The 11,666-nt window shown below is 73.8% G+C and carries 4 protein-coding genes; 1 reads left to right on the top strand and 3 read right to left on the bottom strand.

The window, feature by feature from the left end:
* Nucleotides 1–21 precede the first annotated feature (21 nt).
* From ACZ7OH_RS41730 to ACZ7OH_RS41720, 3 genes are read right to left on the bottom strand one after another with little or no spacing between them, the layout of a single operon-like run.
* Nucleotides 22–789 carry an ABC transporter permease gene (locus ACZ7OH_RS41730; protein WP_470285946.1) on the bottom strand — a complete coding sequence of 256 codons (768 nt, stop codon included), beginning with the start codon at nucleotides 787–789 and terminating at the stop codon, nucleotides 22–24.
* Nucleotides 779–1,741 (bottom strand): ATP-binding cassette domain-containing protein, encoded by a 963-nt coding sequence (locus tag ACZ7OH_RS41725; RefSeq protein ID WP_470285945.1) that lies wholly within the window; start codon nucleotides 1,739–1,741, stop codon nucleotides 779–781. Before ACZ7OH_RS41725 ends, ACZ7OH_RS41730 begins: the two co-directional genes overlap by 11 nt.
* Nucleotides 1,738–3,135: a glycosyltransferase gene (locus ACZ7OH_RS41720; protein WP_470285944.1), complete on the bottom strand. Its 1,398-nt coding sequence runs from the start codon at nucleotides 3,133–3,135 to the stop codon at nucleotides 1,738–1,740. The genes ACZ7OH_RS41725 and ACZ7OH_RS41720 overlap by 4 nt, the downstream gene beginning before the upstream one ends.
* A 213-nt stretch (nucleotides 3,136–3,348) precedes the next feature.
* Between ACZ7OH_RS41720 and ACZ7OH_RS41715 the strand changes: the two genes are divergently transcribed.
* Nucleotides 3,349–11,646 (top strand): type I polyketide synthase, encoded by an 8,298-nt coding sequence (locus ACZ7OH_RS41715; protein WP_470285943.1) that lies wholly within the window; start codon nucleotides 3,349–3,351, stop codon nucleotides 11,644–11,646.
* Nucleotides 11,647–11,666: the final 20 nt, after the last annotated feature.

Below are 11,666 nucleotides of genomic sequence, written 5' to 3'. Positions count from 1 at the left end.
CCGGCCCGGTCGGAAACTGGCTCAGGCAGCTACTGCTTGGAAGGTCCGCGAGTTCCACCGCACCGCCAGTGCCGCCAGCGACACGATCACCACCGCACCCAGCAGCGTGGGCACCAGCGGCAGCGTCTCCCGGAAGCTGGCCCGGCTGATGTCCACCACGTACGCCAGCGGGTTGAACCGCGACAGCACGTACAGCCACATCGGCGCGCGATCCGGCGTGATCGGCAGCAAGATCCCCGACAGCAGCGTCAGCGGAAGGATCACGATGTTCACGATCGACGTGAACGTGTCCTCCTTGCGCAGCTTCAGCACGATCGCGTCCGCGCAGCAGGCGATCGTCAGCGCCGTGAGGGCCGTGATCACCAGGACCAGTGCCACTCCTACCACGCTGAGCGAAACACCGAACGCCAAACCGGCCAGCAGCAGGATGATCACGCCCTGCACCAGCGACAACGTCACCGACGGCAGGGCTTGGCCGAGGCTCAGCGCCGTCCGGCTGACCGGCGTCACCCGCAGCCGGTCGACCGCGCCCGCGCGGATTCCGGCCAGCAGCACGAATCCGCAGTAGACACCGTTGGTCGCGGCGATCTGGATGATCAGCGCCGGGGTCAAGTCGACCCACGACGTCTGGGCCGGCGTGCCCGGCATCTTGCTGACCAGCACCGCCAGCAGCGGGCCGCACAGCACCAGGTACAGCACCGGCTGGATCATGCCCAGCACCAGGTACGGCTTGTTCCGCAGCGTCACCGCCAGCTCGGCGCGGTAGACCAGGATGGCTTCACGCAGCATCGGAGACCCCCTCGCGCAGGCCCCGGCCGGTCAGGGCGAAGAACACGTCGTCGAGCGTCGGGCGCTGGACGCGCAGGGCCACCAGCGGGATGTCCTGCTGGTCGAGCGCCCGCACCAGCGGCGAGAGCACCGCTTCACTCTGCGCCACCTGGAACCGCAGCGTCTGCTCCTCGCGGCGCAGGCCGCGCACGCCCGGCAGGTCGGCGATCAGCAGCTCCGCGTGGTCGACGCGCTCGGGCGGCACCGTCACCTCGACGCCGTCGCCCAGCAGGCGCGCCTTCAGCGCGTCCGGGGTGTCCTCGGCGACGATGACGCCGTCGTCGATGACCTGGATCCGGTCGGCCAGCGCGTCGGCCTCGTCGAGGTAGTGGGTCGAGAGGAACACGGTCACACCCTGCTCGTCGCGCAGCCGCCGGATGTGCGTCCACAGGTGGGCCCGGCTCTGCGGGTCCAGCCCGGTGGTCGGCTCGTCGAGGAACAGCACCACCGGCAGGTGCACCATGCCGAGCGCCAGGTCGAGCCGCCGCCGCTGGCCGCCGGACATCGCCGACGTCAGGCGGTCCTCGAGGCCGTCGAGGCCCAGCTGCCCCGAGATCTCGCGGACGCGCTCGGTGGCGTCGGTCTTGTTCAGCCCGTAGAGCCGGGCCTGCAGCATGAGTTCCTCGCGGACCTTGCGCTCGTCGAGTGTTCCGCCGCCTTGGGCGACGTAGCCGAGGCTGCGGCGCACCCGAGCCTGCTCGGTCAGCAGGTCGGCGCCGGCGATCCGGGCCTGCCCGGCGGTCGGGCGCAGCAGGGTCGTGAGCATCCGCATGGTCGTGGTCTTGCCGGCGCCGTTCGGGCCGAGGAACGCCACGATCTCGCCGGCGTTGACCTTCAGGTCGACGCCGCGGACCGCGGCCACCTCGCGGCCGTCGGCGGTGAAGGTGCGAGCCAGGCCCGCTGCCTCGATCACGGCGCCGACCGGACCGGCTCGGCGGCGTCCGCGACGAGCTCGAGCAGCGCGTCGACGGCGCCGTCGCGGCCCCGGCCGGGCTCGTGCTGCAGCCGCGCCATCTCCCGGGCCCGCTCGGTGAAGGACAGCTTCTCCAGCACCTCGGTCAGCTTCGCGGTGACGTCGTCGACGTCGATGCCGTGCGAGGACTCGACCACCAGGCCGACGCCGGTGTCGCGGGCGCGGACCGCCTGGTCGTAGCCGTCGACGAACAGCGGGCGCAGCAGCAGGGGCTTGCCGAAGTACAGGCTCTCGATGTAGCCGTTGCCGCCGCCGTGGGTGAAGTGCGCGCGCACGTGCGGGTGGGCGAGGACGTCGAGCTGCGAGGGCAGCCACTTCTCGGCGCGCAGGTTCGAGGGCAGTTCTTCGGCGGGGGGCAGCATGTCCCACGACTTCGCCGGCAGCCGCCAGAGCACGGCGTGTTTGCCTTCCAGCCGCCGTGCCACCTCGACGAGGCCCTTGATCTCTTCCTCGCTCATCCGCACGACTGTGCCGAACCCGATGTACACGACCGATTCGTGCCGGTCGAGCCAGCCCTTGACGTCCTGCTCGTCCGGCAGCTCCGGCAACGGCGGCACGATCGCGCCGAGCATCCGGAAGTGCCCGGGGATCTCGACCGGGTACTCCAGCTCGGCGAGCGAGTACACCAGCACGAGCGCGGCTTCGTCGATGCGCGACGTGTACTTCGCGGCCAGCTTTGAAACGCCGAGCTCCTTGTTGGACTTGACGTACTCGACGACTCGCTTGCGCAGCAGGGAATCGGTGACGTAGAGCGCCCTGCGGCGGAAGCCGAACCAGGCGTTCTCGCGGCGCTGCGCGGGCGTCATTTCCAGCGGCAGTCCCGAATGCGGGACGGGGAAGCCCTTCGGCAGGTTCGTGAGGTGGTTGCTCACCGAGAACGGGACGCTCACCACGTGCGGGATCCGCAGGGTCACGGCCAGCTCGAAGCCGGCGTGCAGCAGCGAGTCGATCACCATCGCGGCCGGCTCGACCTCGCGCACGACTTCGGCGAGCGCGCGGTAGACGGGGTCGCGGAAACGCGTGTCGAAGGTGTGCCGCATCAGCGCTTTGTGCGCCTTCCACCGCGACTTCTGGGTGACCGCGTGGTAGGTGTCGTCGTCCCACGAGCCCGAGGACAGTTCGGGGATCGGCGCGCCGAGTGAACGGAACTCGACCCGGCTGCCGGCACCGTCGGCGCCGATCGCCTCGACTTCGGCGCGCCGGTTGTCGAAGGTCGCGAAGTACAGGTCCGGGACCCCGCGCCGGGACAGCTCCGCCGCGAGCACGAGCAGGGAGTTGACCAGCCCACTGTCCGGTGAGCTGACGAACAGGATCGGACGCCGTTGTCGGCTCATGCGGAAGCACCTTTCCTCGGACGGGAGCACACGGCCGCCGGAACCGTAACAACGGGCTTCCCCGGATTTGACTACATTTCGCGCGCTCGAGCCGGGCGGCCGGGCCGGGGCGAAGACTAAGGGTTTGTGGGCGCGGGAAGCGGTTGACTCTCGCGATGCGGAACCCCGACCGCGGTGCCGCGAGTCCCGACCGGACGACACCGAGAGGCCAGGATGGCCAGCGAGAGCCAGCTGCGTGACTACCTCAAGCGCGTCACCGCCGACCTGCACCGGTTGCGCCGGCGCGTCCGTGAGATGGAAGACGCCGCCGCGGAGCCGATCGCGATCGTCGGCATCGGCTGCCGCTTCCCCGGCGGGGTCGAGACCCCCGATCAGCTGTGGGACCTGCTCGCGGCGGGCATCGACGCGATCGGCCCGCTGCCCGCCGACCGCGGCTGGTCGGCGCTGCTGGCCGGGGTCGACCGCAGCACGATCAGCCTGGGCGACGTCGACGCGTGGCGCGGCGGCTTCGTCGAGGCGCCGGACCGGTTCGACGCCGGCTTCTTCCGCGTGTCCCCGCGCGAAGCGCTCGCGATGGACCCGCAGCAGCGCGTGCTGCTCGAAGTCGCCTGGGAAGCCCTCGAACGCGCCCGGATCGTGCCCGCGAGCCTGCGCGGCAGCCGCACCGGCGTGTTCGTCGGCACCAACGGGCAGAGCTACGGCAAGCTGCTGGCGGCCTCCGGCGAGACCGTGGAAGGACACGCCGGCACCGGCTCCACCGCGGCCGTCCTGTCCGGCCGCCTCGCCTACTCCTTCGGCCTCGAAGGACCTTCGGCCACGGTCGACACCGCCTGTTCGTCCTCTTTGGTCGCCGCGCACTGGGCCACCCAGGCGCTGCGCTCCGGTGAGTGCTCGCTGGCGCTGGCCGGCGGCGTCACGGTGATGGCGACGCCCGAGGCGTTCGCCGAGTTCAGCAAGCAGGGCGGCCTCGCGCCGGACGGGCGCTGCAAGGCCTTCGCCGACGACGCGGACGGCGTCGGCTGGGCCGAAGGTGCCGGGATCCTGGTCCTGGAACGGCTTTCCGACGCTCAGCGTCACGGCCACCCCGTGCTCGCGGTCCTGCGCGGCACCGCCGTGAACTCCGACGGCGCGAGCAGCGGCCTGACCGTGCCTAACGGGCCTTCGCAGCAGCGCGTCATCCAGCAGGCGCTCGCCGCTTCCGGACTGTCCACTTCGGACGTCGACGTCGTCGAGGCGCACGGCACCGGCACCCGGCTCGGCGACCCCATCGAGGCGCAGGCGCTGCTGGCCACCTACGGCCGCGACCGCGAGCACGACCTGCTCGTCGGCTCGGTCAAGTCGAACTTCGGGCATACCCAGGCCGCAGCCGGCGTCGCCGGGATCATCAAGGCCGTGCTGGCCATCCGGCACGGCGAGGTCCCGCGCACCCTGCACGCCGAGCGGCTCTCGTCCGAAGTGGACTGGACCGCCGGAGCCGTCCGGCCGGTGACCGAGGCGGAAACCTGGCCGGAGACCGGCCGCCCGCGCCGCGCCGCCGTGTCGTCGTTCGGGGTCAGCGGCACCAACGCCCACACGATCATCGAGCAGGCGCCCGAACCCGAGCCGGAGGAACGCGGTCCCCGCGCGGCTGGCCCGGTGCCGTGGTTCGTCTCCGCCCGTTCGGAACCCGCGTTGCGGGCGCAGGTGGCAGCGCTCCTGGACGTCACCGCCGATGTGGCCGATGTGGCCGATGTAGCACTGTCGACCGCGGTCACCCGCACTGCCTTCGACCACCGGCTCGCGGTCACCGGCACTGACACGACGACTCTGCGCGAGGGGCTGCGTTCCTGGCTCGACCAGGGGATCGCCGCGAACGTCACGACCGGGACCGCGTCGCGCGGCGAGACGGCCTTCCTGTTCTCCGGGCAGGGCGCGCAGCGGGTCGGGATGGGCGCGCGGCTCGCCGAGGTGTACCCGGTCTTCGCCGAGGCCTTCGCGGAGATCACCGGAAAGCTCGGCGGGCTGCCCGCCGACGAGCGGCTCGACCGGACCGAGCACGCGCAGCCCGCGTTGTTCGCCTACGAAGTCGCCCTGTTCCGGCTCCTCGAATCGTGGGGCGTGCGCCCGGCGTTCGTGGCCGGGCACTCGATCGGCGAGGTCGCGGCCGCGCACGTCGCCGGGGTGCTGTCCCAGGACGACGCCTGCACGCTCGTCGCGGCTCGCTCGAAGCTGATGGGCGCGTTGCCCGGGGGCGGCGCGATGATCGCGGTGCGCGCGTCCGAAAAGGACATCGCGCTCGACGACGTCGACCTCGCCGCGGTCAACGGCCCGGACTCGCTGGTGCTGGCCGGGCCCGAGGACGCCGTGGCCGCCGTCGCCGCGCGCTTCCCCGAAGCCAAGCGGCTCAAGGTGTCCCACGCGTTCCACTCGCGCCTGATGGACCCGATGCTCGACGACTTCCGCGCGGTCGTCACGAAGCTCACGTTCGCCGCGCCGGAGCTGCCGCTGATCGCCGGCGGCGACGTCACCGACCCCGAGTACTGGGTGCGGCAGGTCCGCGACACCGTCCGCTTCGCCGACGCCGTCGCCCGGCTCACCGAGTCCGGCGTGACGCGGTTCGCCGAGCTGGGCCCCGCCGCCGTCCTTTCCGGACTCGTCGACGGCGCGGTTCCCCTGGCTCGCCGCGACCACGACGAGGACACCGCCCTGATCGCCGGGCTGGCCGCGCTGCACGTCGCCGGCGGCACCGTCGACTGGGCCGCCGTGCTCCCCGGCGCCCGCCCGGTCGACCTCCCGACCTACGCCTTCCAGCGCGAGCGCTACTGGCCGACGCTGACCCCGCGCACCGGCGACGCCGCCGGGCTCGGCCTCACCCCGGTCCGGCACCCGCTGCTCGGCGCCGCCCTCGACGTCGCCGCGTCCACCGAGACGGTGCTCACCGGGACGGTCTCGCCGGCCACCCAGCCGTGGCTGGCCGGCCGGACCTCGTTCCCCGGTACGGGTTTCCTCGAGCTGGCGCTGCGCGCGGCCCGCAACCTGGGCTGCCCGGAGATCGCCGAGTTCGCGCTCACCACGCCCCTGGAACTGGGGCCGAAGGATGTCGTCGTGCTGCAGGTGCGGGTCGCGCCCCCCGCGCCCGACGGCACGCGCGCGGTCGACGTCCACTCCGCGCCCGCGTCGGAAGGCGCTCCCGAGTGGACGCACCATGCCACCGGCACCCTCGCCACGGCCGTCGGTCCGGAACCCGCCGTGCTGGCCGAAGGCGCTTACCTGACCGACGTCACCCTTGACGGCGACCCGGGTGCGTTCGACCTCCACCCGCTTCTGCTCGCCGACGCCCTCGAAGCGTGCGGCTCGGAAGCCGTCGCCTGGCGCGGGGTTTCCCTCCACGCCCGCGGGCTCTCGACGCTGCGGCTGCGCATCGCCCCGCTCGGCGACGCCGCGGTCAGCCTCGCGCTGCTGGACTCCGCCGACCGGCCGGTGCTGCTCGCCGCCGAGGTCGCTTTCAGCGGCGCCGTCACCCCGGTCGAAGCCTCGGCCGCGACACCGGTGCGCGTCCCGGCGAGCCCGGTGGCCGGCGGCTGGGCCGCGCTCGGCGACGCCGATCGCGGCCGCGCGGCCGAAGACCTCGTGCGCACGACCGTCGCGGCCGTGCTCGGGCACGGCGACACCGGCGCGGTCGGCACCGGTGACCCGTTCACCGACCTCGGCTTCGACTCGATGATGGCGGTCGAGCTGCGCAACCGGCTCACCGCGGCGACCGCCCTGGAGCTGCCCGCGACGCTCGTGTTCGACCACCCGACCCCGGCGGCCGTCGCGCGCCTGCTGCTGGCCGGGCTCTTCGGCACGGACGAGCGCGTCGGCCCGGTCCGCCGCGGCCGGGCGCGCACCGACGACCCCGTCGTCATCGTCGGCATGAGCTGCCGCTACCCGGGTGGGGTCCGCTCACCGGAGGACCTCTGGACGATGGTCGCGAACGGCCACGACGCCGTCGGTCCCTTTCCCGCCGACCGCGGCTGGGACCTGGCGACGCTCGCCGCGGGCGCCTCCGCCACGACGTACGGCGGCTTCCTCGACGGCATCGACCGCTTCGACGCGGCCTTCTTCGGCATCTCCCCGCGCGAGGCCCTGGCGATGGACCCGCAGCAGCGCCAAGTGCTGGAAACGTCGTGGGAAGCCCTGGAAGACGCGGGGATCGACCCGCTCGGCCTGCGCGCCACCCCGACCGGCGTGTTCGTCGGCACCAACGGCCAGGACTACGCGAGCGTGCTCGCCGGCAGCGACGCCGACGTCGGCGCGCACGCCGGGCTCGGCAACGCCGCCAGCGCGGTCTCCGGCCGGGTGTCCTACGTGCTCGGCCTCGAAGGCCCGGCGATGACGGTCGACACGGCGTGCTCGTCGTCGCTGGTGGCGCTGCACCTCGCGGCGCAGGCGCTGCGGGCGGGGGAGTGCGAGCTCGCGCTCGTCGGCGGCGTGCTCGTGATGTCCAGCCCGAACTACTTCCTCGGCACCAGCCAGCAGGGCGGCCTCGCCCCGGACGGGCGCTGCAAGGCGTTCGCCGAAGCGGCCGACGGCACCGGTTGGGCCGAAGGCGTCGGCATGCTCGTCGTCGAACGGCTTTCCGACGCGCGCCGCCGCGGGCACGAAGTCCTCGCCGTGGTCAAGGGATCCGCGGTCAACTCCGACGGCGCGTCCAACGGCATCACCGCCCCCAACGGCCCCTCCCAGCGCCGGGTGATCCGGGCCGCGCTCGCCGACGCCGGACTGTCCACTTCGGACGTCGACGTGGTCGAAGCGCACGGCACCGGCACGACCCTCGGCGACCCGATCGAAGCGCAAGCCCTGCTCGCGACCTACGGCCAGGACCGCGAGACGCCGTTGCTGCTCGGGTCGTTCAAGTCGAACATCGGCCACACGCAGGCCGCCGCCGGGATCGGTGGCGTGATCAAGGTGGTCCAGGCGATGCGGCACGGCCTGGTGCCGCCGACCCTGCACGTCGACGCGCCGTCGTCCCACGTGGACTGGACGACCGGCGCGATCGACCTGGTCACCGAACCCACGCCCTGGCCCGAGGCGGGCCGGCCGCGCCGCGCCGGAGTGTCGGCGTTCGGCGTCAGCGGAACCAACGCGCACGTCGTCCTCGAACAAGCCCGGGAAGCTCCGGCGCCGGCGCCGGAACCCCCGGCCACCGTCGTGCCGTGGGTGCTTTCGGCCCGCAGCCGGACCGCCCTGCACGCGCAGGCCGCGCGGCTGGCCGACGCCGCGCCGTCGTCACTCGTCGCCACCGGACTCGCCCTGGCCACACGCCGGGCCGCGCTGGAGCACCGCGCGGTCGTCGTCGGCTCCGACCTCGAGACGATGCGCTCGGCGCTGGCCGGGAACCTCGTCGAGGGCACGGTCCAGGACGGCGGCACCGCGTTGCTGTGCACCGGCCAGGGCTCGCAGCGGCTCGGCATGGGCCGCGGGCTCTACGACCGCTACCCGGTGTTCCGCGAGGCCTTCGACGAGGTCTGCGCCGAACTCGGGGAGGAGCTGCGCGACGTCGTCTTCGGCGACGACGCCGCGGCACTGGACATCACCGGCTGGGCGCAGCCCGCGATCTTCGCCGTCGAAGTCGCGCTGCTGCGGCTGCTCGACGCGTGGAGCGTGCGGGCCGACCACCTCGCCGGGCACTCGATCGGCGAGATCGCCGCCGCCCACGCGGCCGGCGTGCTCTCGCTGACCGACGCCTGCACGCTCGTCGCGGCCCGCGCCCGGCTGATGCAGGACCTGCCCGAGGGCGGCGCGATGGTCGCCCTGCGCGCGAGTGCCGCCGAGGTCGAGCCGCTGCTCGGCCCGGACGTCGCGCTCGCCGCCGTCAACGGGCCCGAGTCCGTGGTCATCGCCGGCGCCGAAGCCGCCACGCTCGCCGTCGCCGAGCGGTTCGCGAAAGCGCGCCGGCTCACCGTCAGCCACGCGTTCCACTCGCCGCTGATGGAACCGATGCTGGACGACTTCGCCAAGGTCGTCGCCGGGCTCGACCTGCGGGTGCCGCGGCGGTCGCTGCTGTCGGCGGTGACCGGGCAGCCGGAAACCGACCTGTTCGCCACCGCCGAATATTGGGTCGGCCACGTCCGCCGGACCGTCCGCTTCGGCGACGTCGTCGCGGACCTGGCCGCGCGCGGGGTCACGAGATTCATCGAGGTCGGCCCGGACGCCGTGCTCACCGGCATGGCCGCCGAGACCGTCGAGGCCACGTTCGTGCCGCTGCTGCGCGCGGGCCGCGACGAGGAGACCACGCTCGTCACCGCACTCGGCCGCCTGCACGTCGACGGCCTCGCAATCGACTGGACCGCGTTCTTCGCCGGGGCCGACGCCCGCGGCGTCCGGCTGCCGACGTACCCCTTCGCCGGCGAGCGGTTCTGGCCGGAACCCATCACCCCTGCCGAAACCGTGAACGACGACGGTGGGTTCTGGGCCGCGCTCGAAGGCACCGACGTCACGGCGCTGGCCGCCGATCTGGGCGCCGACGCCGACGAGCTGGCTCGCCTCCTGCCCGCGCTTTCCGCGCACCGCAAGGCACACGTCGACCGCAGCACGACCGACGGCTGGCGCTACCGCATCGACTGGCAGCCCCTCGCCGGCACCGCCGCGCCGCGCCGTGAGGATTGGCTGGTTGCCGTCCCGGCCGCGTTCGACGGCGACGAACGCGTCGACGTCCTGGTCGACGTGCTCGGCGCGGACACCGTCCGGCTGGTCGTCGACGGTCCCGACCGCGCGGCGCTGGCCGAGCGGATCACCGCGCTGCTGGAGACGTTCCCGAGCCCCGCGGGCGTGCTTTCCCTGCTGGCGCTGGACGAAACGCCCGCATCGGACGCGCCGTCGGTGCCCGGCGGCCTCGCCACGACCGCGGCGCTCGTGCAGGCCCTCGGCGACGCCGGGGTCGACGCGCCGCTGTGGTGCCTGACCACCGGCGCCGTGCGCGTCGGGCCGGGCGACGCGGCGGGCAGCCTCGCTCAGGCTGCCGTCTGGGGCCTCGGCCGGGTGGCCGCGATGGAGTACCCCGGCCGCTGGGGCGGCCTCGTCGACGTGCCTCCCGACTTCGATCCCCGTGCGGTGACGCGCCTGCCCGGCACGCTCGCCACGGCCGGCGAGGAGGACCAGATCGCGTTGCGCGCCAACGGTGCGCTGGTCCGCAGGCTCGTCCCCGACCCCGCCGGACCACCTGCCGGGCGGCCGGGGGAGGTGCCGGCCGACGGCACCGTGCTCGTCACCGGCGGCACCGGCGCGCTGGGCGGCAAGCTCGCGCACTGGCTCGCCGACGCCGGCGCCGGGCACATCGTGCTCACCAGCCGCCGCGGCCTCGATGCGCCGGGCGCCCGTGAGCTGGCGGGCGAGCTGACCGCCGGGGGCGCCCGGGTGACCGTCGCCGCGTGCGACGTCTCCGATCGCGACGCCCTGGCCGCGCTGATCGAGAACCTGCCGCAGGAGTTCCCGCTGCGCGGGGTCGTGCACGCCGCCGGTGTGCTCGACGACTGCGTGGTCGACGCCGTCGACCCGAGCCGGTTCGAGACCGTGCTGCGGCCGAAGACCGCCGCCGCGCTGCACCTGCACGAGCTGACCGCCGGGCTCGACCTCGGCCTGTTCGTGCTGTTCGCCTCGATCGCCGGCACCGTCGGCGGCCCCGGGCAGGGCAGCTACGCCGCCGCGAACGCCGTCCTCGACGCCCTCGCCGAGCAGCGGGCCGCGGCCGGACTGCCCGCGCTTGCGGTCGCCTGGGGCGCCTGGGGCGAGGTCGGCATGGCGGCCGACCCGGCCATCCGGGACCGCATGCGCCGCAGCGGCGCCGAAGCCCTCCCCCCGCGGCGGGCGCTGCTCGCCCTCGACGAAGCATTGCGCCGCGGCGACACCTCGGTGACCGTCGCCGACCTCGACTGGACCCGGTACGCGCCCGGCATGGCGCTGATGCGGATGACGCACCTGCTCGACGGGATCCCCAGCGCCCGCACGGCCATCGAGGCCGCCCGCCGCGCCCCGGAGACCGCCGAGCAGCCGCTGGCCGAGCAGCTCGCCGGGATGTCCGAGCCGGAACGCGTCAGCACGCTGTCGAAGGCGGTGCGGGGGGCGGCGGCGATGATCCTCGGGCACGCCTCCGGCGACGCGATCGAGCCCGAGGCGAAGTTCGGCCTGCTCGGCTTCGACTCACTGAGCGCGGTCGAGTTCCGCAACGTGCTCGCTCGGCGCACCGGGCTGAACCTGCCGCAGGGCCTGGTGTTCGACCACCCGACGCCGCTCGCGCTCGCGCAGTACCTGCGGGCCGAGCTGGTGCCGGCGGACGCCCCCGCGGCCGACCCCCTGGACGCCGAGCTGGCCGGCCTGGAACGGGCGATGGCCGCCGGTGACCTCGACGAACCCCGCCGGGACGAGGTGTCCCGGCGGCTGCACCGCCTGCTCGACGGGCTGCGGCCGGAGCGCGCGGACGGCGAAGACGTCTTCGCGGCTTCGGATGACGAAATGTTCGACCTGCTCGGCAAGGAGTTCGGGATCTCGTGAGCACGCAGGATGGGCGAGCG

This window comes from Amycolatopsis sp. NPDC114478 (genome assembly GCF_055633805.1).
This window is presented reverse-complemented; position numbering and strand designations above follow the sequence as displayed.

What these genes read in the sequence shown, in the direction of transcription:
- ACZ7OH_RS41730 (WP_470285946.1), bottom strand. Translation starts at nt 789, where the DNA reads ATGCTGCGTGAAGCCATCCTGGTCTACCGCGCCGAGCTGGCGGTGACG.
- ACZ7OH_RS41720 (WP_470285944.1), bottom strand. Translation starts at nt 3,135, where the DNA reads ATGAGCCGACAACGGCGTCCGATCCTGTTCGTCAGCTCACCGGACAGT.
- ACZ7OH_RS41715 (WP_470285943.1), top strand. Translation starts at nt 3,349, where the DNA reads ATGGCCAGCGAGAGCCAGCTGCGTGACTACCTCAAGCGCGTCACCGCC.